A 21023-nucleotide genomic window follows, 5' to 3' on the forward strand; every position below is an offset into this window, starting at 1 on the left:
TTGGCGGTGAGGGACGACGCCTCAGGCGTAACGCAGCCGCTGGCCGATCCCCAGCCGCCGCGCCTTTTCCAGCATGGCGTGGCCGAGCGCGATGTCGGACAGCGACAGGCCGCGGTGCCAGAACAGGATGGTCTCGTCGTCGCTCGCCCGGCCGGGCTTCAGCCCGGCGACGATCTGCCCGAGTTCGGCGTGCAGCGTTTCGGCGGTCAGCTTCCCGGCCTCGACGTGGGCGCGCAGGCTGCCGAACTTGCCGCCCTTGCACTGGCCCCAATCGTCGACCACCACCTTGGCCATGATGTCGGTCAATGACAGTTCCACGGCGCTCATGGTGCCGTAGGGCACAACCAGCGCCCCGGGCTTGATCCATTCCGTCCTGAGCAGCGGCTCGGGCGCGACGAGACGAGATGCCTCGACGACGATATCGGCCCCCTCGACGCAGGCGCGCCAGTCCTCCTTCGCCACGACGGGCTTGCCGAGGTCGCGGGCGAGGCGCGCCGCGAAGCCGTCGCGGCTCTCCGGCCGGCGGGAATGGACACGGATCTCGTCGAAGTCGAAGATCCGGTCCATCAGGCGGACGTTCCAGTAGGCCGTGCCCCGCGCGCCCACGTGGCCGAGCACCTTCGAGCCGTGCCGCGCGAGGTGCTTGGCCCCGATGGCCGTGACGGCCCCGGTGCGCATGTCGGTGATGCCGCTCGCGTCGAGGATGGCCCGGGGTACGCCGGTGCGGGGGTCGAAGAGCATGAGGAGCGCGAGTTCGGACGGAAGGCCCAAGGTGTAGTTGTCGATGAAATCGCCCACCACCTTCACGCCCGCCGCGTCCACCGGCTCGCGCAGGGCGCCGCGCAGCACGTTGAAATGGCCGCGCGACACGCCTGGCTCCAGGTGCACGCGGGGTTCGATCACGGCCTCGCCCCGGCCCTGGGTCGCGAGGCTCGACTCCACGGCGGCCAGGATCTCGTCGTCCGTCATGGCGAGGGCCTGGACATCCGGACGGTTCAGGAAATCGATGTAAATTTCGTCCATCACGCGTTCTCCCGGCCGGCGATCCAGCCCATGTCGTCGTGGAATGCATCGCGCATCGGGCGGGGTCGCCTGCCCGTCTCCGCCACGATGCGATCGACATCGTAAGGTCCCCACATGCCGCCGCGCGAGGGCGGGTCCTGCAGAATGTCGGCTCACGCTCTTCCGTGTCGTCGGTGGCGTCCAAGGCGCGGCGCGCTGCCGAGGGCATGCGTCGCCATAGGACGATGTAAAACGGTCTGCATGACACGCTCGACGTCGCGTTCGGAGACGACCTGTCCCCCCCGCGCGTAGGCCACGCCGCCCGAACCATTGCCATGGTGCGCCACGCTGCCGTCGACCCTGTCCGAACCGCCCCCGCTCCCGTCCAGCCGTAACTCAGCCTCGCTCGGCACCGTCATGGTACCTCAGAACCGTCGACCCGGGTTCAGGGCCCTGTCACGGAGCCGGGCCAATTTCACCCTGTCGCGAGCGCTCTCGGTCTCGAACTGGCCGAGGATGCCGACATCCCATGGCATCGCCCCACACGTCGAGGCGGTAAGCTCGACCGACGGCCGAGCGTCCGGGCGCTTGGAAGGCTGCAGCTCATCGGGGCGGGGTGAGTTGTGTGGGATCGCCCATGTGGCGCACGGCGTCGTCGCTGGGCATCGCTTTCTCTCCTCATGAGGAGCCGGGATCGCCAGGTTGGCGCGGTGCGGCACCTGCATGGAAAGCGGATAGCCGGTGTGCTGCACCGGTCGTCGTACCGTCGCGAACCAGCGCTCGTGGCCGCTTCGAGGCGGTGGCGCGACGCCGGACGAGCAAAGGGGCCGGGATGTTCTCCCGACCCCCCACCGACAGCCATCGCGGTCTCATCGCCGGCGCCAGTACATCCGTGGTCGCCGGGGTTGGATGGACGATGCCTGGATCACATTGCCTGGAGCTTGTCGGCTGACATCTTCCCCGACCGTTTGTCGGAGACGAGCTCGTAGGAAAGCTTCTGTCCCTCGGGCAGATCGCGCAACCCGGCCCGCTCGACAGCGCTGATGTGCACGAACACGTCCTGTCCGCCATCGTCGGGCTGGATGAAACCGAAGCCCTTTGTCGGGTTGAACCACTTCACGGTACCGGTCGCCATCGTCGTCATCTCGCGTTTCGTTGATCGACAACGGGCGGGGAGCACAGGCGTTCCACACCGGGCGGCGAGATCAGCACCGCCCATCCGAACGATCCCATAGGCTCCGAAGCGCAGCGCGTCTTCGTCGAGGCCAGGAACGGCGATGGCCCTCTTGGCTCCTCCACGATGGTCGGGTCACGCCCGACGGTGAACGAGAGCGCCGAGCACGTAGCCGGCCAGTGCGACGCCGAAGAGCAGGGGCCACGGACTCCTGGGCTGGCCATCGACGGTCGTCGCCGTCGGCTCGACGTCCTTTCTGCTCCCGCGCGCGGCGTTCTGCACCCGATGGGACACATCCTGAAACAGCTTCGGCTCACCTTGGGGGCCATACGGCGAACGGCCTGCGCGCGGGATGGGGGGCGGTGTCGGCATCTGTTGTCCTCCGTGTCGGGAAGCAATGGACCAAGGCCCGCTTGGTTCCTGACCCCGACTTCAGCACGGAGCTTGGAAAGATGCCGGCGGCGCTCACGCTGGGCACGGGCAAGGCGCCTCGGCCATCCCGAGCCGTCGGGGCGACCCGCTCGCGTGAAACGTGCCTGACCGGCACGACGCATCCAGCCGACCGAGCCCTCATGGTGAAGGCCTGCATCCATCCAAGCCGAGATGCCCTTCTCGGCTCTGGTCCGGCGATGTCGGGGTCGGTCGGGACCAGAAGAGGGCCGGGCCATTCGCCGCCGAAACGAGGGACATATCAACGGTCAGAGATCCTTGACCGACGGCAGGCGCGAACGCATGCCGCGTAACGCGACGGAGAGGCATCAGCACTTCCGTCGCTGAAGATCAGCCCAGGTCTTCATTTTTGGCCGAAGCCAAAGGTGGCAAAGACGTTGTCTTCTGATGAGAGACTGGCGCGCCCCGCAGGATTCGAACCTGCGACCCTCGGGTTCGAAGCCCGATACTCTATCCAGCTGAGCTAGGGGCGCTGGCGGTGCCAGCATGGCACGGATCGCGTCGCTGCGCCCGCCTTTTCTGCGGGCGCGGCGATCCGGGGTCGCCGAGGTCCGGGCGGCTTGGCTGACGAGGCCGGAGGCTTCGGGTCGAAAGCTGAGCGGGTTTTCAGCATGACACCGGCACCGGCACCGGCGCGGTCACGCGGCCGCCGGAACGTCGAGGTCGCGCCCAGGTGGACGGGGGAGGCCGCGCCCAGTGCCACCGGTCCTGCAGCGGGCCGGCGATGTCCACCGGCCGATCGTCGTGCTTCCTCGGCCCGTCCCGGGTCCCGGGCCGCCTGTCCGACGGATGCGACCTCGCGGAAGCAGGGCGCCGCGGCGTGACGCCCGCCGTCCCGCCCTACACCGAGCCCAGAGGGCGCCACGAGAGCAGGTCCTTCAAGCGGCGCTGCAGGCCTTCGCGGGTCGCCCGGTAGGCGCCGAGCCGTTGGTCGCGCGAGCCTTCCACCACCGTGGGGTCCGCGGTCGGCCAATAGCTGACGTCGACCGCCATGGCGCGGGTGTATTCGAGAGCGCGGTGGTGGGCTTCGGGCGACAGCGTGACGATCAGGTCGAAGTTGTCGTCCTCCAGGTCTTCGAAGCGGCGCGGCCGGTGGCGCGCGCTGTCGAGGCCGAGCTCGTCCATCACGGCGTCGACGAAGGGGTCGTGCGCGCCCGGCCGCACCCCCGCGGACTGGATGTAGACCGAGCGCCCGACGAGGCGCTTGGCCATGGTTTCCGCCATCACGGAGCGCACGGCGTTTTCCGAACAGGCGAACAGGATCGACTGGGGCTTCGCGCGGGGGGCGGCGCCGGGGGGGTCGGCTGGCGGAGAGCCTGGGGCCGGCGGGGGCGTCATCCCTTGTAGTGGAGGGCGGTCATCAGGGTGAACAGGCGGCGCAGCGTCCCCGGGTCGGCCTCCACCTTGCCGCGCAGCCGCTCGCCCAGCAGCGCCGCGCCCTCGTCGTGCAGCCCCCGCCGCCCCATGTCGATCGCCTCGATCAGGCTCGGCGAAGCGGTGCGGATCGCCCGATAGTAGGTGTCGCAGAGCATGAGGTAGTCCTTCAGCACGGAGCGGAAGGGCTGCAGCGACAGCAGGTGCGACATCAGCGGCGCCCCCGCCTCGTCGGCGACGGAGAAGACGAGCTTGCCTTCCTGCAGCCCGATGGCCAGGCGGTACGGTCCCCCGTCGGGCCCGGGCCCGTCGCGGCCGGAAAGCCCGAAGCTGTTCTCCTCCACGAGGTCGTAGATGGCGATGCGGCGTTCGTGTTCCTGGTCGGGGTTGCCGCGGCCGATCGACCCCTCGTCGAGGGTGACGGCGACGAGGCGTCGGCGCTCCCCGGCCACCGGCGTCAGCCCTTCAAGCGCATCGCGACCGAGCGGGCGTGGGCGTCGAGCCCTTCGGCTTCGCCGAGCGCCACCGCGGCCGGGCCCAGCGCCGCCAGCGCGGCCGCGTCGCATTTCAGCACCGAGGTCCGCTTCATGAAGTCGAGCACGCCGAGCCCCGACGCGAAGCGGGCCGAGCGCGCCGTCGGCAGCACGTGGTTCGAGCCGCCCACGTAGTCGCCGATGGCCTCGGGCGTGTGGGGGCCGAGGAAGATCGCGCCGGCGTCGCGGATGCGGCGCGCCAGGGCGTCGCCGTCCCGCGCGATGATCTCGAGGTGTTCGGGCGCGAGGCGGTCGACGAGAGGCACGGCGGCGTCGAGGTCGGGCACGAGCACGATGGCGCCGTAGTCGCGCCAGGAGGGTCCCGCGATGGCGCGGCGGGGCAGGGCGGCCAACTGGCGCTCGACCGCCGCCGCCACGGCGTCGGCGAGGTCCCCGCTGTCGGTGACGAGGATCGACTGCGCCACGGCGTCGTGTTCGGCCTGGGCGAGGAGGTCGGCGGCGACGTGCTCGGGGTCGGCCGACGAATCCGCCACCACGACGACCTCGGACGGGCCGGCGATCATGTCGATGCCGACCTGGCCGAACACGCGCCGCTTGGCGGCCGCCACATAGGCGTTGCCGGGGCCGACGATCTTGGACACCGGCGCGATGCTGTCGGTGCCGTAGGCCAGGGCCGCCACCGCCTGGGCACCGCCGACGCGGTAGATCTCGTCGACGCCGGCGAGTTCGGCCGCGACCAGCACCAGCGGGTTCAGCACGCCGTCGGGCGTCGGCACGACGATGACGACGCGCTCGCAGCCCGCCACCGTGGCCGGGATGGCGTTCATCAGCACGGACGACGGGTAGGCGGCGGTGCCGCCCGGCACGTAGAGGCCGACGGCGCGGATCGCCGTCCAGCGCCAGCCGAGCTCGACGCCGAGCGCGTCGGTCCAGAACTGGTCCGCGGGCTTCTGGCGCTCGTGGAAGGCGAGGATGCGGTCGCGCGCGAGCTTCAGGGCCTCGAAGGTGCGGTCCGGTACCGCGCCGCGGGCGGCTGCGATCTCGTCGCGCGTGACGCGCAGCCCGGACGCGCGCAGGTCGACCCGGTCGAAGCGCTGGGTGAGGTCGAACAGGGCGGCGTCGCCTCGCCCCCGCACGTCGGCGATGATGGCCCCGACCGCGTCGTCGACGTCCTGCGACACCTCCCGCTTGGCGGACAGGAGGGCGCGGAAGGCGTGTTCGAAGTCGCTCGAACGGGCGTCGAGCCGCGTATAGGTCTGCATGTCTCCTGCTTAGAACGTCGCCGCCCCGCGCTCAAGCGCGGCGGCGCCGTCCGGCGGGCCCGACGGCGGGCGAAGGGTGTCGCGCCCGCCGCATCCCGCGTGCCGTCAGGCCGGCGCCTTCAGCACCACGGTGGCGAGCGGCGGCAGCGTCAGCACCAGCGAGGCCGGCTGGCCGTGGGACCCGACCTCCTCGGTCGAGGTCCCGCCGCCGTTGCCGAGGTTGCCGCCCCCGAAGACCGCCGCGTCGGTGTTGAGCACTTCGCGCCAGTGGCCCGCCACGGGCACGCCGACCCGGTAGTCCTCGCGCGGCACCGGCGTCATGTTGCACAGCACCAGCAGGCGCTCGCTCCCGTCGCCGGTCTGGCGGAGGAACCCGTAGACCGAACGGTCCGCGTCGTCGCCCACCGCCCAGGCGAAGCCTTCCGGCAGGCTGTCGGTGGCGTGCAGGGCCGGCTCGGAGCAGTAGAGCCGGTTCAGGTCGCCGATGAGCAGCTGCACGCCCTTGTTCAAGGGGTTGTCGAGCAGGTCCCAGTGCAGCGACGTGTCGTGGTTCCATTCGGCCCACTGGGCGATCTCGTCGCCCATGAAGAGCAGCTTCTTGCCCGGGTGGGTCCACATGAAGGCGTAGTAGGCGCGCAGGTTGGCGAACTTCTGCCAGTCGTCGCCCGGCATCTTGCGGATCATGGAGCCCTTGCCGTGCACCACTTCATCGTGGCTCAGCGGCAGCATGAAATGCTCGGTGTAGGCGTAGACCATGCCGAAGGTCATGAGGTGGTGGTCGTAGCGGCGGAAGACCGGCTCCTTCTCCATGTACTTCAGGGTGTCGTGCATCCACCCCATGTTCCACTTCATGTCGAAGCCGAGCCCGCCCTGTTCCACGGGCGCGGTGACGCCCGGCCAGGCCGTCGATTCTTCGGCGATCACGAGCGCGCCGGGCTCGCGGCTGTGCACGACGCTGTTCAGGTGCTTGAAGAACTCGACCGATTCGAGGTTCTCGCGCCCGCCGAACTTGTTCGGCACCCATTCCCCGTGCTTGCGGCTGTAGTCGCGGTACAGCATCGACGCCACGGCATCCACGCGCAGCGCGTCGACGTGGTAGCGCTCCAGCCACTCGATCGCGCTGGCGATGACGAAGCCCTTCACCTCGTTGCGCCCGAGGTTGAAGATCAGCGTGTTCCAATCCTGGTGGAAGCCTTCGCGCGGGTCCGCATGCTCGTAGAGGGGCGTGCCGTCGAAGCGCGCCAGGCCCCACACGTCGGTGGGGAAATGCGCCGGCACCCAGTCGAGGATCACGCCGACGCCGCTCGCATGGCAGCGGTCGACGAAGTGGGCGAAATCTTCGGGCGAGCCGTAGCGGCCGGTGGGCGCGAAGAGCCCCAGCGTCTGGTAGCCCCAGGAGCCGCCGAACGGGTGCTCCATGATGGGCATGAGCTCGATGTGGGTGAAGCCCAGGCCCGACACGTAGGGGACGAGCCGGTCGGCCAGCTCCCGCCAGTTGAGGCTGCGGCCTTCCTCGGCGTTCCTGATCCAGGAGCCGGGGTGGACCTCGTAGACCGAGATGGGCGCGTCGAGCGCCTGCCGTTCGGCGCGCTGCGCCTTCCAGTCCCCGTCGGTCCAGGGGAACGGGTCGGAGCGGGCCACGATCGACGCCGTGGCGGGCGCGGCCTCGGAGGCGCGCGCCACGGGGTCGGCCTTCTGCGGCAGCAGCGCGCCGTCCGGCGCCACGATCTCGTACTTGTAGCGGGCCCCCGGACCGATGCCCGGCACGAACAGCTCCCACACCCCGGCCGCGCCGCGCAGCCGCATGGGATGGCGGCGGCCGTCCCAGCTGTCGAAGTCGCCCACCACCGACACGCGCCGGGCGTTGGGGGCCCACACGGCGAAGCGCACGCCCGTCACCCCCTCGACGCTCATCGCCTGGGCGCCGAGCGCGCGGCTCAGCTCGTAGTGCGTGCCCTGGCCGATGAGGTGCAGGTCGAGGTCCCCGAGCAGCAGCCCGAAGCTGTAGGGGTCGTCGACGTCCTGCACGGCGTCGGGCCAGCGCACCCGCAGCCGGTAGGGGCCGGACGACGGCACGGCGCCGGCGAAGAGCCCCGCGCCGTGCACGAGGTCGAGCGTGCCGATGCGGCTGTTGTCTTCCCGCGCCAACACGTCGACGCCGCGCGCGCCCGGCATGAAGGCGCGGATCACCCGCTCGCCGTCGACCCTGTGGTCGCCCAGGATGGCGAAGGGGTCCCCGTGCCGCCCTTCGACCAGTGCCGCGACGGCGTCGTGGCCGATCCCCGCCATGGCGTCCCTTTGAACCGTCACGCGCGCTCCTCCACACCGGTCAGGCGATCCACGATCGCCTTGAATCCGCCGAGCGGGATCGGCAGCCACTTCGGCCGGTTGGCCACCTCGTAGCCGATCTCGTAGGCGGCCTTCTCCAAAAGCATCAGATCGAGCAGCGGATCCGTGCCCGCGTCGACGGCCTCGTCCGGCTCGGTGCCCGACGCGGCGGCGCGGTAGTGGCGCAGGAACGCCTGCGCCGACTCGCGCCGGAAGGTGTCGAGCAGCGCTTCGCGGCGCTCGCGCACCGGCTGCGGCCCCGCGTCCTCCTCGATGCCAGACACGGCGGCGGCCGCGTAGTCGAGCGAGCGGAGCAGGCCCGCCACGTCGCGCAGCGGGCTCGCCTTGGCGCGGCGCTCATCGAGCGACTTCACCGGCTCGCCTTCGAAGTCGATGATGAAGGCGTCGGGCCCGCTCACCAGCACCTGCCCGAGGTGGAAGTCCCCGTGGACGCGGGTCATCACCGTCCCGCGGCCGGATTCCGAGAGCCGGTCGACGACCTCCAGGATCGCCTGGCGCCGGCCCAGGACCGTGTCGGCGAGGCCGCCCGCCTCGTCGTCGAGCAAGGGGCGGCGGGCCGCGAGGGCGTCGAGCGCGTGCGCGACCTCGCCGCCGATGGTGCGGCGCCACGCCCCGACGGCGTCGTCGCCCGCCGCCACGGGGGTGAAGGCCGGGTCGTCGCTCGGGGCCGCGAGGGCGCGGTGAAGCTCGCCCAGGCGGCGGCCGACCGTCCCCACGAAGGCGTCGAGCACCTGGTAGTCGGGGCTGGCGGCGCCGTCGGTCAGCGCGGCGTCCTCGACGGCGCGGCGCAGGTTGTCGAGCACCCAGGTCCAGGCGTCGCCCTGGTTGGCGATGACGCCCTGGACGATGGCGAGCGTGTTGGGCGTGCCGTCCGGGGCGACGCGCACCAGTTCGCCGATCAACGGCGCCGTGTTGGCGTAGCCGACGGCGGTGAGGTGGCGCGTCATCTCCGCCTCGGGGTGGATGCCCGGCACGACGCGGCGGATCAGCTTCACGATGGCGAGGCTGCCGAGGATGACCGACGAGTTCGACTGTTCCGAGGTCAGCCAGCGGATCTTCGCCTCGTCGATGCCCTCGAGGGCGTCGACGGCGCCGGTGGCGCGGGCCTGGATCTCGCTCCCGTCCGGCAGCGCCAGGGTGCCCCGCTCCTTCAGCGCGCGCAGCATGCCGCGGGGCAGGGCTTCGAGCGCGAAGGCGTCGGTGAGGTAGCCGACCTGCCGGCCGCGGCGCACGCGCGCCATGGCGGTCTGCTGGGCGAAGGCGGACAGGCCGGCCCCTTCCCAGGCGATGCCGGCCGGCATCTGGTAGCGGTCGACCCGGCCCGCGGTCTCGACCTCGACCTCGATGAGGAACACGTCCTGCAGCGTGGTCAGCGCCACCGCGTAGGCGAGGCGCGCGCCGGTGATGCGCTGGTCCTTGGCGGCGAACCAGCGGCGCCGCGGCAGGTACACCGGCAGCAGGTCGTTGAGGATGCGCGCCGTGTAGCGCTCGCTCAGCAGCTCCTTCAGGCTGTCTCGCACCACGAGCGTTTCGAACTCGGGGAGCTGCTCGCCGCCGGCCTGATGCCAGGACGGCGGCTTCTCGTCCCGCGACAGCGCCATCCAGTAGAAGCCGTAGGGCGGCAGCGTGAGCAGGTAGTTGAGCTTGCCGATCGGGGGGAAGGGCGAGGGGCCGCTGAGCTCGACCGGGACCCAGCCCTCGTAGTCGGCGAGGTCGAGCTCCACCGCCTGCGGGGTGCGGGACAGGTTGGCGACGCACAGGATCGTGTCGCCGTCGAACTCGCGCAGGTAGGCCATCACGCGGCGGTTGCCGGGATACAGGAAGCGCAGGGTGCCGCGGCCGAAGGCCTGGTGGTTGCGGCGCAGCGACAGCATGCGCCGCATCCAGTTCAGCAGCGAATGCGGGTCGCGCGCCTGGGCCTCCACGTTGACGGCCGAGAAGCCGTAGAGCGGGTCCATGATGGGCGGCAGCACCACGCTGGCCGGGTCTGCGCGGGAGAAGCCCCCGTTGCGGTCCTCCGTCCACTGCATCGGCGTGCGGACGCCGTCGCGGTCGCCGAGGTGGATGTTGTCGCCCATGCCGATCTCGTCGCCGTAATAGATCACGGGCGTGCCGGGCATGGACAGGAGGAGGCCGTTCATCAGCTCGATGCGGCGCCGGTCGCGCTGCAGCAGCGGCGCCAGCCGCCGGCGGATGCCGAGGTTGATGCGCGCCCGCTTGTCGGACGCGTAGGTGTTCCACAGGTAGTCGCGTTCCTCGTCGGTCACCATCTCGAGCGTCAGCTCGTCGTGGTTGCGCAGGAAGATCGCCCATTGCGCCTTGTCCGGGATCTCCGGGGTTTGGCGCATGATGTCGGTGATGGGGAAGCGGTCCTCCTTGGCGATGGCCATGTACATGCGCGGCATCAGCGGGAAGTGGAACGCCATGTGGCATTCGTCGCCGTCGCCGAAATACATCTGCGTGTCTTCGGGCCACATGTTGGCCTCGGCCAGCAGCATGCGGTCCGGGTAGGACGCGTCGAGGTCGGCGCGGATCTTCTTCAGGATGACGTGAGTCTCGGGCAGGTTCTCGTTCGAGGTGCCGTCCCGCTCGATCAGGTAGGGGATGGCGTCGAGGCGCAGCCCGTCGACGCCCATGTCGAGCCAGAAGTGCATGACGCGCAGCACCTCCTCCAGCACCTTCGGGTTGTCGAAGTTGAGGTCGGGCTGGTGGGAATAGAAGCGGTGCCAGAAGTACTGGCCCGCCACCGGATCCCAGGTCCAGTTCGACGTCTCGGTGTCGAGGAAGATGATGCGCGTTTCGGTGAACTTGTCGTCCGTGTCGGACCACACGTAGAGGTCGCGCTCCGGCGAGCCCTTCGGCGCATTGCGGGCCGCCTGGAACCAGGGGTGCTGGTCCGAGGTGTGGTTGATGACGAGCTCGGTGATGACGCGGATGCCGCGCGCATGCGCTTCCGCGACGAACTGCCGGAACTCGTCGAGCGAGCCGTAATCGGGGCTGACGTCCTCGTAGCCGGCGATGTCGTAGCCGTCGTCCCGCCGCGGGCTGGGGTAGAAGGGCAGCAGCCAGATGCAGGTGACGCCGAGGGTCGCCACGTAGTCGAGCTTGGCGTTCAGCCCCGCGAAATCGCCGATGCCGTCGTTGTTGGCATCGAAGAACGATTTCACGTGCAGCTGATAGATGACGGCGTCCTTGTACCAGAGCGGGTCATCCGACAGCGTGGATGCGGACAGCGTGGACTGGGGCTGAAGCGCCATGTTCAGAGGTCTCTCGTCGCGCTGAGGCGCCAGATGGAGAAGGGGAGTTCGGCGGGGTCGAGGCGGATGCGCTGGACCTTGCCGGTCCACGCAAAGTTCACGCCGCGCATCAGGTCCTCGACCGCGATCGTGCCGTCGTCGGGCAGGCCCCATTCCCACAGCGGCACCTCGATGTCGGCCTCCTGGGCCGCATAGGGGTCGAGGCTGACGGCGACGAGCAGGCAGTTGTCGCGCGCCGGCGTGGTCTTCTGGAACAGCAGGACGTTGTCGTTGTACGCCCCGCGGAAGGTGAGGCCGAGGTGGCTGTGCAGGGCCGGGTTGTCGCGGCGGATGCGGTTCAGCGCGGCGATCTCGCCCACGATGTTGCCGGGCCGGTCGTGGTCCCAGGCGGTGAGCTGGTACTTCTCGCTGTCGGCATATTCCTTCCGCTTCGCGTCCGGGCGGCCTTCGCAGAGTTCGAACCCGTTGTACACGCCCCACAGGCCCGACAGCGTCGCCGCCAAGGCGGCGCGGATCAGGAACGCGGAGCGCGGCGCGTTCTGCAGGAAGTCCGGGTTGATGTCGTGCGTGTTGACGAAGAAGTGCGGGCGGAAGAAGTCCTTCGGCGCCTGGGTGGTCAGCTCCGTCAGGTACTCCGTCATCTCGTATTTGGTGTTGCGCCACGTGAAGTAGGTGTAGCTTTGCGAGAAGCCGATCTTGGCCAGCTTGTACATCACCTTCGGCTTGGTGAAGGCTTCCGACAGGAACACCACGTCGGGGTGCAGGCGGCGGATGTCGGCGATGGCCCATTCCCAGAAGGGGAAAGGCTTGGTGTGGGGGTTGTCGACGCGGAACAGCTTCACGCCCTGCTCGACCCACAGCAGCATCATGTCGCGCAGCTCGATCCACAGCGACGGCATGGCACCGGGCGCGAAGAAGTCGACGTTGACGATGTCCTCGTATTTCTTCGGGGGGTTCTCGGCATAGCGGATGGTGCCGTCCGGCCGCCAGTTGAACCAGTCCGGGTGGTCCTTCAGCCAGGGATGGTCGGGCGAAGCCTGGATGGCGATGTCGAGCGCCAGCTCCAGCCCGTGGTCCGCGGCGGCCTTCACCAGCCGGCGGAAGCTTTCGAAGTCGCCGAGCTCGGGATGGATGGCGGAATGGCCGCCTTCCGCGGCGCCGATCGCGTAGGGGCTGCCGGGATCGTCCGGGCCGGCCGTCAGGGTGTTGTTGCGGCCCTTGCGGTTGGTGCGGCCGATGGGGTGGATCGGCGTGAAATACAGCACGTCGAACCCCATGGCGCGCACGCGGGGCAGGGTTTCGATGACGTCGTCGAAGGTGCCGTGGCGCAGGGGATCGCCGCTCTGGGAGCGCGGGAAGATGGAATACCAGCTCGCGAAGCCCGCGCCCGTGCGCTCGGCGTCGACCGGGATCTCGGCCGAGGTCAGCTTGAAGGGGCGCGGGTCGGCGGCCATCATGGCGGCCTCCGTGTCGGGCGCCATCAGGATGGCGAGGCGGGTGGCGTCGTCGGCTCCGAGCAGGCGCTCCGCGATCGGCTTCAGCCGCGCCGCGGCCTCGCCCTCCGCCGAGGCCAGCGTGCGCTCGACGAGGCGGCGCCCTTCCTCGAGCTCCAGCGGCACGGCGAGGCCGGCCGCGTGCTTGGCTTCCACCTCGTGGTGGAACATGGCGAAGTCGTCGCGCCAGGTTTCGACGGCGTAGACGTGGCGCCCGAGGCGCTCCAGCGGCAGGTCGGCCGCCCAGCGGTCGTTGCCGAGCGGCACCATGCGGCGCTCGCGCCAGCCGTCCTCGTCGGCGGCGCGCCAGCGCAGCGCCACGGCGATGCGGTCGTGCCCTTCCGCGAAGGCGTCCGCCTCGACGCGCACGACCTCGCCGACGATGCGCTTGACGGGGTAGCGGCCGCCGTCGACCGAAGGCGCGATGGCCTCGATGGCCAGGCGCGGCGCCGCCATGGCGGTTTCCACGGTGAAGCGCAGCGAGTCGAGCGGCGGCACGATGGCGCTGCCGGCCCGGCCGTCGAGCACCCGCACGGCCGCAGGGGCGAGGCTCGCCGCCGTGTCGGCGTTGAGGTTCGGCCCCGACCCGATGGCGTCGCGGAACGGCAGGAAGCGCCCGACCTCGGGCGACAGCGCGCCGCCCGCCAGCGTCGACACGCGGTCGAGCGACGGGTTGACGAGCACGAGCCGCGCCGACGTGGCGCGGCGCAGGTCGCTGGCGTCGATGCGCAGCACGCCCGTCGGGCTTCCGGCCGCGGCCCCGATGAGCCGCAGGGCGCCGCCGGCGAAGCGGCCGCCTTCGCGCTTCACGAAGGCGTTGGCGGCGCGCACCGTTTCGGACAGCTGGAGGCGCGGGGCGGCCCGCAGGGCCGCGTAGGTTTCGCGCACGCCGCCGGTGGGGGCGACGCGCTCGCGGGCGCCGAACTCCAGGCCCATGGGCACCAGGATGCCGTCGCCCAGCGTCGCCGCGACCGACAGCGCACGCTCGACGGTGCGCTGCGCGACCTCGTCGGTGATCAGGGCCCGGGGCAGGCGGTCCCCGAAGGGTGCCTCGGGGAAGGCGATGACGGTGCCCAGCGCGTTCAGCCGCGCCTGCTCGTCGAGCGGCCAGGACGCGCGGCAGTCCCACCAGCGCAGGGACGAGAAGGCGCCGTCGAAGCGGCCGGGCGCGAGGGCCGCGACGGCCGGCGCGGACAGGCCGGGCGTCCAGGCGAGCATGCGGGCGCCGGGCCGGGCGCGGCGCACCGCGTCGCCGACCTCGGCCCACAGGGCGGCGGGGACGCGGTCGGGCGCGAGGCAGCGGAAGCCGGACACGCCGGCCTCGGCCAGCGACGCCGCATGGGCGACGAGCGCTTCGGCGAAGCGGGCGCGCACGGCCTCGTCGCCGAAGGGCACGGGGGCGGCGCCGCGGTCCTCCGGGGCCACGCGGGGGTCGAGCGGGTCGGCCAGCGGTGCGGCGAGGCCGAGGTCGCGGTCCAGCGGGGAGCCCCCGGCGACGCGGTCGGCCACGAGGTCCACCGCGAGGGCGAGGCCGCGGGCGCGGCAAAGCTTGGCCAGCGCCGCCACCGCATCCGCGACCGTGTCGGCGGCGGGCAGGGCCGGATGGGGGCGGGACCAGTCGGCGGGCAGCAGGGCGTTGCCGGTGGGGCCGGGCGCGCCGGGGGGCGAGATCATCAGGCTGTCGAAGCCCATGCCGGCGCAGCCGTCGAGCACGGTGGCCCATTCCGCCGGGCCCGACACCATGGACAGCGGCACGTAGTAGATCCGCGGCGGGGACGTCCGCCCCGCTTCGGGGGCCGCGGCGTCACCATCGACGGGCGTGGGGGACGCGAACTGTCCCGGCGGCGTCGCTTGCATCATCGATGACGTCCTCACGCGAATCCTCGTGCCGCGGCCCGTCCGGGGCCGTGCTGTCACTGAACCATGCCCGGAAAGCTTTGTTCCCGCATCGCCGCGGCGCGTCAGGCCGGGGGGGCGACGCCGTCCGCCGCCGCGCGTCCCGCCCGGCTTCCGGGCGTCGCCCCGTACCCCATGCCGCGCATGCGGGCGATCACGCGCTCCATCTCGTCGTCGGGGAGGACGGGCGGCTCGCCCAGAGCCAGCGCCTGCAGGTAGAGCCGCGCCAGCGCTTCGACCTCGACGGCCAGCGCCAAAGCGGAGGCCGGCGTGGCCCCGAGCGCGATCATGCCGTGCTGGCCCAGCAGGCAGGCGCGGCGGCCTTCCAGCGCCCGCACGGCATGGTCGGACAGCTCCTGCGTGCCGAAGGTGGCATAGGGCGCGCAGCGGATCGTCGTGCCGCCCGCCACCGCCACCATGTAGTGGAAGCTCGGGATGGTGCGGTGGTGGCAGGCCAGCGTCGTCGCGAAGGTGGAATGGCAATGCAGCACGCAGTCGACGTCCGTCCGGAGGCGGAGGATGTCGGCGTGGAAACGCCATTCGGAGGAGGGGCGTCCGGCACCCGGGCAGGCCCCGTCGAACCCCATCGGCACGAGGTCGCCGGGCTCCATGGCGTCGTAGGGCAGGGACGTCGGGGTGACGAGGAAGCCGTCGCCGGTCCGCACCGACAGGTTGCCGGACGTGCCCTGGTTCAGCCCCGAAGCGTTCATGCGGCGGCAGGCGTCCACCATGGCGCGCCGCGTCGCGAGCCCGTCCGCCGCGGCCCGCTGGGTTTCGGCGGGCCCGCCGTCGGGCGGGAGCGGGCGGCGGGGCGTGGCGTCCGGCGGGGTGTCGTCCATGGCGCCGTGGTGGCACGGGCGGCGCGCGGCCGTCCAGCGGCATCGGGCTTCGCGCGGCGATGAAACCGGCTCTGCGGCTCGGCATTAACGCATGTTAATGATGGCCGTCCCGCTCGGGCGACCCGCCGTTCCCCGAGGGGTCGCCCATGCCGCGCTACAAGTTCCACGTCTACGACGGCCGCAGCGACGTGAGGCCCGACGAGGAGGAGCTGCCCGACGCCGACGCGGCCCGCCGCGAGGGCATCCGCCGCGCCGGCGCGACCCTCGTGCTCGACGCCCAGATCCTCCGGCCCGACACGGAATGGCGGCTCGAGGTGAAGGACGAGCGCGGCCTCGTGCTCTACCGGATGGACTTCTCCATCACGGCCTCGTCGGCCGTGGCGCGCTGAGCGCCGAGGTAGGGCCCGCACGGGCGAGGTCGGCCATCGCGTCGCCCATGGCGGGGTCGATCCAGCGCGTCGACCAGTCGGCCGACGCCGCGATGGGCCCGCAGCGGCAATGGCGGTCGTCCGTCCAGCCCGGGTAGTCCATGGCGGGATACACGCAGCAGCCCGCCACGGGCACGCCCGCCGCCCGCGCCGCCGCCACCTCGCCGGCGACGCCGCGCAGCCAGCCCGGCCCATCCGCTCCCTCGGCGCCCGTTTCGGTGACGACGATCGGCCGGCCGTAGCGGGCGTGGGTTTCCGCGAGGATGTCGCGCAGCGGCCGGTAGCCCGGCGCGCCGGGCGCGAGCCCCGGCCCTTCGTGGACCCATTGGTTGTCGGCGTAGAAGTTGATCCCCACCACGTCGAGGAGGTCGGCGGATCCGCCGAGGTCGGGGTCGCGCCGGCCCGCGATCATGTCCCAGGCTTCGAACATCGACAGCCGGTGCCGGTCGGCCACGGTCCGGTCGGCGTCGTGCTTCGGGGCGATGTGGATGGCGGGGTCGGCGTGGACCAGCCGGGCGCGGGGATCGACTTCGCGCAGCGCCCGGGACGCTTCCACGCTCAAGCGGACGAGCTGCCGCTTCCAGTCCCCCCCGCGCCCCCGCGCACAGGGCACGAAATGGCCCCGGTCGCCGCCCGCGAAGGCCCAATAGCTGATCTCGTTGACGGGGCACCACAGGGGCACCCCGTCGCTTTCGCCGCGCAGCAGCCCGGCCGCGGCGCGCGCGAAGGCGGCGAAGCGGCCCGGCAGGGCGGGGGACCACGGGTCGAGCCCGTCGGGGAGGCCGAAGTGGCACAGATCCCAGATCACCTCGACGCCGGCGGCCGCGGCGGCCCGGACCACCGGCAGCGCGCTCGACCAATCGTAGCGGCCGGGCTGCCGCTCGATCAGGTGCCACCGGAACGCGTCGCGCGCCGTCAGCACGCCGAGGCCGGCGAGCAGGCGGTAGTCGGCGGCCGCCTCGGCGGCGTGCCGGCTCCGCCCCACGACGTCGACGCGGCGGCCGGTGTCGAGCACCATGGTGGCGCCCTCGAAGCCCGCCATGGCGAAGGAGCGCAGGCGCAGTCCCTCGCCGTCCCCCGTCGCCGCCACCCGTCGCTCCATGCGCCCATCCCGTCCGCCGCCCGCCGTGGGCGTGGGGCGAACGCCGCGCCGGCGCCGCGGTTCGCGCGCCGCCCGCCGGGCCCGGGGCGGCGACGGGACGCACCCGCCCCCTGTCGGCGGCGGAACGGACCCTATATCCCACCGCGCCGAGGGCGCAGGCGAAGGGGACGGACCCGATGATCACAAGCCGATCCGTGATGGTGGTCGAGGACGACCCGATCCTGCGCATCGACGCCGTGATGCTGTTCGAGGAAGCGGGCCTCGACGTGGTCGAGATGGAAAGCGCCGACGACGCCCTCGCCTACCTGTTCGAGCGCGCCCACGACCTCGCCGCGATCTTCACGGACGTCCAGTTCCCCGGCGAAGCGGACGGCTTCGACCTCGCCGGCGCCGTGGCGACCCACTGGCCCCACATCGCCGTGCTGGTCACCTCCGGCCGCGCGCTGCCGCCCGGCGACCTGCCGCCCTCCGTCCGGTTCGTCGAGAAGCCGTGGCGCCCGCTCGACGTGCTGACGGCGATGCAGACCGCCGTCACGCTCCATTGACGGCGCCCCGGGCCGCCTTCGACGGCCGGCGCGCCGTCGCCCCGCAGCGCGGCGTGCCCCTCGTGGCGGTGGACGCCAACGCGCTCGATCGGACCGGCTCCCCCCGCGACGCGCTGGTGGACGCCTTCCGCGCCGAGGTGGCGGCGGGCCGCGTGAGGCTGTTCGTCCCGTCCGGCGTGCTGGCGGAGATGCGCGACCCCGGCGCGCCCGCGGCCGTGCGGGACGCCGCCCTGGACCTGCCGCCGCCCCCGCGCGCCGCCCCCTTGACGGCGCGCCAGCACATCGACCGCATCCGCGTGCGGGCGATCATGCGCGGCGACGGCCGGCCGGGCAAGCACGACGCCGACGCGGCCCACCTGTCGGAAGCCGCCGAAGCCGGCTGCGACGCCTTCCTGACGCGCGACGGCAAGATCCTGCGCAAGCGCGACGTGCTGCTCCAGGCCCTCCCGTCGGGCCCGCGCATCGCCACGCTCGACGACTTCCTGTCCGGCCTCGCGCCGGACCGCGCGGGCCCGCGTTGACGCTCCGACGCGCTGCCTGAATGGCCCCTTCGCCCACCGTCGCGACGGCCCCTTCCGGGGCGGGCCGGCGTGAGCTATGATGTTTCCGTTTCGTTCCGCCATCGCCGCGCCATGACGCTCCCGAGTTCACCGCCCGCCCCGCACCGCCCCGCCGTCGAGGGCGCGTTCGCGCCGCGCAAGATCATCCACGTCGACATGGACGCCTTCTACGCGTCGGTCGAGCAGCGCGACGACCCGGCTCTGCGCGGGCGGCCCGTGGCGGTGGGGGGCTCGCGCCAGCGCGGCGTCGTGGCGGCGGCGAGCTACGAGGCGCGGCGCTTCGGCGTCCGCTCGGCCATGTCGTCCATGGCGGCGCTGCGGCGCTGCCCCGAGCTCGTCTTCGTGCGGCCCCGCTTCGAGGCCTACAAGGCGATATCGCAGCAGATCCGTTCGATCTTCGCCGACCACACGGCGCTGATCGAGCCCTTGTCGCTCGACGAGGCCTACCTCGACGTGACGGCGGCGGCCGGCTCGGCCACCGGCATCGCTGCGGCCATCCGGGCCCGCATCCTCGCCGACACGGGGCTCACCGCTTCGGCGGGGGTGAGCTACAACAAGTTCCTGGCGAAGCTCGCCTCGGACCACCGCAAGCCCGACGGCCTGACCGTGATCGCGCCGGGCCGGGGCGAAGCCTTCGTGGAAGGGCTCGACATCGCGCGGTTCCACGGCGTCGGTCCCGTGACGGCGGCCCGCATGAAGGACCTCGGGATCGCCACCGGGGCCGACCTCCGGGCGCGATCGTCCGAGGAGCTCGACGCGCTGTTCGGCAAGGCGGGCCGCTATTATTACTGGGCGGCGCGGGGCGTCGACCACCGCCCGGTGCGGCCGGACCGCGTCCGGCGGTCGAGCGGCTCGGAGCACACCTTCGCCGAAGACCTGACCACCGAAACCGAACTGATCGCCGGGCTCGCCCCGGCGGTGGCCGCCGTGTGGCGCCACTGCGAAGCTTCGGGCACCCTGGGCCGCACCGTGACGCTGAAGGTGAAATACGCCGATTTCCGGCAGATCACCCGCAGCCGCACCGGGGCCGAACCCGTGGCGAGCCGCGACGCGCTCGACGCCATCGGCCGTGACCTCGTGCGCGGCGTGATGCCGTTGCGGGCCGGCGTGCGGCTGATCGGCCTCGCCCTGTCGGGCTTCTCCGCCGAAGCCGCCACGGACCGCCAACTCGCGCTGGCGCTGTGACGCGCCCCGGCCATCGGCGGGACTTGCGCATCGGCGCCGGCTGTGGCACATCACCTCCGCGACGGGGACAGCGTCCCATACCGTCCAACGCTGCCGTAGCTCAGTGGTAGAGCACTCCATTGGTAATGGAGAGGTCGAGAGTTCAATCCTCTCTGGCAGCACCATCTATCCCATTTAAATCATTTTGATTTTCCCCCTGACGAGTTGCGGCTGACGCCGGGCTTTTCGGCATCGGACGCACGCGGGCAGCACCGTCCGAACCTCGATTTTCGGGCGTTTGATCGAGCGGCGTCGGTCGTGACAAGCCTTTCGTGCTCGACTTTATCCACAGCGCCGACGCCAGACCCGCCTTTCCCGTTAACCCGTCCGCACTAGAACATAACAGGAACAAGCGGAGGGCGTCATGGGCTGCTCGATCGGGGATGTGGTGTGGCTGCGGCGGGACTCGCGGCTCGTCGAGCTGCGGGGCCGCGTGGGCACCAACGTCGGCAGGGTCGGCGACGCCTGGGCCGACGACGACGGCGAGCATATCAGCGTCGTCTACGAGGACGAGCAGGTCCTCGCCGTCGACGTCCCGCCGGCCGAGTTCACGATCGGGCGCGCGGCCGCCTCGATGGTCGTCGCCCTTCGAAACGCGGCTTGCCCTGGCACGATCGCCTCGCCGCTCTAGCTCCGAGCTGGGCACGGGGGGCGCAGATGTCGGATTTCACGCTGGCGGTCGGGACGCACGATCCGCACGGGTTCTCGGCCCAGGGCGAGGCCGAGGCCATCGTCTATGCGGTCGGCTACATCGAGGCGCGGCACGCCGGCGAGCTCACCGATCGGCCCCAGGAGGTCGTGACCCTGATGGGGAGGAACGGCCTCGTCACACGCCCGAGTGAGCGTATCGACGAGTTCGTGAAACGCGTCCCGGGCGAGCACCCCGGTATCGACCCGAGCCGGTTCCAGCCGGGCGACGCGAACACACCGGACTGCAACGGGGACTGATTGGCAGCTCTAGCTTCGCTATCATCGCTGAGTAGGATATAGACCGGATATCGTCCTCCAGGTTGCCGCCGCCGATGAACGATCCCGACCTGTGCCAGGATCTCTCAGGGATGCACGTCCTCGTCGTCGAGGACGAAGCACTCCTGGCCGATGTCATGGCCGACGAGCTCGAGGCCTTTGGCATCGTGCCGCTCGGCCCGTGTCCGAGCGTGGCGAGCGCCATGGAAGCCATCCGCGACAGCGCGCGCCTGGACGGCGCCCTGCTCAATGTCCAGCTCCGGGGTGAGCTGTCGTTCCCGATCGCCGACGAGCTCCGACTGCGCGGCATCCCTTTCGTGTTCGTGACGGGCAACGATCCGGCCGTCACCGAGAGCTATCCCGAGGCGCCGGTCCACTCGAAGCCGGCCGAGATCGCAGACGTCCTCGCGAGCTTGGCAGCCCTGATCCGCGAGCGTCGGGAACCGTCTGCGGCGAGTCCCGCCTGAGCCACAGTGAGCCGAAATTACTCATTTGATCGGAACTATTAACTTTTGGAAACGTCGATGGCATAAGGCTGTCTGCGAGCGGCCGATCCAAGATAGGCGAAACGCGCCATGCCCCTGCAACCTGTCGACGTCCCGGCCCGG

17 protein-coding genes and 2 tRNA genes are annotated in these 21023 nt (G+C 71.5%); 8 read left to right on the forward strand and 11 right to left on the reverse strand.

Translation table 11 applies throughout. From position 1 onward, the window contains the following. Positions 1-21: 21 nt before the first annotated feature. The 10 genes from D3273_RS18830 to D3273_RS18875 form a co-directional block, all read right to left on the reverse strand. Positions 22-1023 (reverse strand): ornithine cyclodeaminase family protein, encoded by a 1002-nt coding sequence (locus D3273_RS18830; RefSeq protein WP_129228440.1) that lies wholly within the window; start codon positions 1021-1023, stop codon positions 22-24. Between the two features lie 904 nt (positions 1024-1927). Continuing rightward, complete coding sequence (locus D3273_RS18835) at positions 1928-2137, reverse strand: cold-shock protein (RefSeq protein WP_129228457.1); 210 nt, start codon at positions 2135-2137, stop codon at positions 1928-1930. Between the two features lie 885 nt (positions 2138-3022). After that, positions 3023-3099: transfer RNA gene (locus D3273_RS18840), tRNA-Arg, on the reverse strand. A gap of 367 nt (positions 3100-3466) precedes the next feature. After that, positions 3467-3964 carry an arsenate-mycothiol transferase ArsC gene (locus D3273_RS18845; RefSeq protein ID WP_129228441.1) on the reverse strand — a complete coding sequence of 166 codons (498 nt, stop codon included), beginning with the start codon at positions 3962-3964 and terminating at the stop codon, positions 3467-3469. Continuing rightward, complete coding sequence (locus D3273_RS18850) at positions 3961-4452, reverse strand: UPF0262 family protein (protein WP_245501271.1); 492 nt, start codon at positions 4450-4452, stop codon at positions 3961-3963. The genes D3273_RS18845 and D3273_RS18850 overlap by 4 nt, the downstream gene beginning before the upstream one ends. A 5-nt stretch (positions 4453-4457) precedes the next feature. Then, complete coding sequence (gene hisD, locus D3273_RS18855) at positions 4458-5756, reverse strand: histidinol dehydrogenase (RefSeq protein WP_129228443.1); 1299 nt, start codon at positions 5754-5756, stop codon at positions 4458-4460. A 105-nt stretch (positions 5757-5861) separates the two neighbouring features. Then, positions 5862-8066 (reverse strand): 1,4-alpha-glucan branching protein GlgB, encoded by a 2205-nt coding sequence (gene glgB / locus D3273_RS18860; RefSeq protein ID WP_129228444.1) that lies wholly within the window; start codon positions 8064-8066, stop codon positions 5862-5864. Beyond that, on the reverse strand, positions 8063-11362 hold the full coding sequence (treS, locus tag D3273_RS18865; RefSeq protein ID WP_129228445.1) for a maltose alpha-D-glucosyltransferase: 3300 nt from the start codon (positions 11360-11362) through the stop codon (positions 8063-8065). Before treS ends, glgB begins: the two co-directional genes overlap by 4 nt. Before the next feature lie 2 nt (positions 11363-11364). Beyond that, entirely contained in the window at positions 11365-14715 is a 3351-nt protein-coding gene (locus tag D3273_RS18870) for an alpha-1,4-glucan--maltose-1-phosphate maltosyltransferase (RefSeq protein ID WP_245501272.1), read from the reverse strand. A gap of 101 nt (positions 14716-14816) precedes the next feature. Further along, positions 14817-15482: a class II aldolase/adducin family protein gene (locus D3273_RS18875; RefSeq protein ID WP_245501274.1), complete on the reverse strand. Its 666-nt coding sequence runs from the start codon at positions 15480-15482 to the stop codon at positions 14817-14819. A 254-nt stretch (positions 15483-15736) separates the two neighbouring features. Here D3273_RS18875 and D3273_RS18880 point away from each other — a divergent pair, with 254 nt between their 5' ends. Next, on the forward strand, positions 15737-15979 hold the full coding sequence (locus D3273_RS18880) for a DUF6894 family protein (RefSeq protein ID WP_207210831.1): 243 nt from the start codon (positions 15737-15739) through the stop codon (positions 15977-15979). Here the strand turns inward: D3273_RS18880 and D3273_RS18885 are convergent. Beyond that, the gene (locus D3273_RS18885) at positions 15951-17120 is read right to left on the reverse strand and encodes a beta-glucosidase (protein WP_129228447.1); all 1170 of its coding nucleotides are present in this window, start codon (positions 17118-17120) and stop codon (positions 15951-15953) included. The genes D3273_RS18880 and D3273_RS18885 overlap by 29 nt on opposite strands. Before the next feature lie 176 nt (positions 17121-17296). On the opposite strand from D3273_RS18885, the gene D3273_RS18890 reads away from it, so the two are divergent. The 7 genes from D3273_RS18890 to D3273_RS18920 all read left to right on the forward strand — a co-directional run bounded on the left by D3273_RS18890 (position 17297) and on the right by D3273_RS18920 (position 20882). Continuing rightward, positions 17297-17665, forward strand: coding sequence for a response regulator (locus D3273_RS18890; protein ID WP_129228448.1), 369 nt, complete (start codon positions 17297-17299; stop codon positions 17663-17665). Beyond that, positions 17662-18186 carry a type II toxin-antitoxin system VapC family toxin gene (locus D3273_RS28840; protein WP_129228449.1) on the forward strand — a complete coding sequence of 175 codons (525 nt, stop codon included), beginning with the start codon at positions 17662-17664 and terminating at the stop codon, positions 18184-18186. Before D3273_RS18890 ends, D3273_RS28840 begins: the two co-directional genes overlap by 4 nt. A 111-nt stretch (positions 18187-18297) precedes the next feature. Continuing rightward, the gene (dinB, locus tag D3273_RS18900) at positions 18298-19410 is read left to right on the forward strand and encodes a DNA polymerase IV (RefSeq protein WP_129228459.1); all 1113 of its coding nucleotides are present in this window, start codon (positions 18298-18300) and stop codon (positions 19408-19410) included. 89 nt (positions 19411-19499) lie between these two features. Next, a tRNA-Thr gene (locus D3273_RS18905) sits at positions 19500-19574 on the forward strand. 239 nt (positions 19575-19813) lie between these two features. Then, positions 19814-20080, forward strand: a complete 267-nt coding sequence (locus D3273_RS18910; RefSeq protein ID WP_129228450.1) for a hypothetical protein — start codon at positions 19814-19816, stop codon at positions 20078-20080. Between the two features lie 26 nt (positions 20081-20106). Then, positions 20107-20397, forward strand: a complete 291-nt coding sequence (locus D3273_RS18915; protein ID WP_129228451.1) for a hypothetical protein — start codon at positions 20107-20109, stop codon at positions 20395-20397. A gap of 74 nt (positions 20398-20471) precedes the next feature. Beyond that, entirely contained in the window at positions 20472-20882 is a 411-nt protein-coding gene (locus D3273_RS18920) for a response regulator (RefSeq protein WP_129228452.1), read from the forward strand. Positions 20883-21023: the final 141 nt, after the last annotated feature.

It is taken from the genome of Lichenibacterium minor, from assembly GCF_004137685.1.
GTDB lineage: Bacteria > Pseudomonadota > Alphaproteobacteria > Rhizobiales > Beijerinckiaceae > Lichenihabitans > Lichenihabitans minor.

Coding starts and splice junctions, on each gene's coding strand:
- D3273_RS18830 (WP_129228440.1), bottom strand. CDS start 1,023: ATGGACGAAATTTACATCGATTTCCTGAACCGTCCGGATGTCCAGGCC.
- D3273_RS18835 (WP_129228457.1), bottom strand. CDS start 2,137: ATGGCGACCGGTACCGTGAAGTGGTTCAACCCGACAAAGGGCTTCGGT.
- D3273_RS18845 (WP_129228441.1), bottom strand. CDS start 3,964: ATGACGCCCCCGCCGGCCCCAGGCTCTCCGCCAGCCGACCCCCCCGGC.
- hisD (WP_129228443.1), bottom strand. CDS start 5,756: ATGCAGACCTATACGCGGCTCGACGCCCGTTCGAGCGACTTCGAACAC.
- treS (WP_129228445.1), bottom strand. CDS start 11,362: ATGGCGCTTCAGCCCCAGTCCACGCTGTCCGCATCCACGCTGTCGGAT.
- D3273_RS18870 (WP_245501272.1), bottom strand. CDS start 14,715: ATGATGCAAGCGACGCCGCCGGGACAGTTCGCGTCCCCCACGCCCGTC.
- D3273_RS18875 (WP_245501274.1), bottom strand. CDS start 15,482: ATGGTGGACGCCTGCCGCCGCATGAACGCTTCGGGGCTGAACCAGGGC.
- D3273_RS18880 (WP_207210831.1), top strand. CDS start 15,737: ATGCCGCGCTACAAGTTCCACGTCTACGACGGCCGCAGCGACGTGAGG.
- D3273_RS18885 (WP_129228447.1), bottom strand. CDS start 17,120: ATGGAGCGACGGGTGGCGGCGACGGGGGACGGCGAGGGACTGCGCCTG.
- D3273_RS18890 (WP_129228448.1), top strand. CDS start 17,297: ATGATCACAAGCCGATCCGTGATGGTGGTCGAGGACGACCCGATCCTG.
- dinB (WP_129228459.1), top strand. CDS start 18,298: ATGACGCTCCCGAGTTCACCGCCCGCCCCGCACCGCCCCGCCGTCGAG.
- D3273_RS18910 (WP_129228450.1), top strand. CDS start 19,814: ATGGGCTGCTCGATCGGGGATGTGGTGTGGCTGCGGCGGGACTCGCGG.
- D3273_RS18915 (WP_129228451.1), top strand. CDS start 20,107: ATGTCGGATTTCACGCTGGCGGTCGGGACGCACGATCCGCACGGGTTC.
- D3273_RS18920 (WP_129228452.1), top strand. CDS start 20,472: ATGAACGATCCCGACCTGTGCCAGGATCTCTCAGGGATGCACGTCCTC.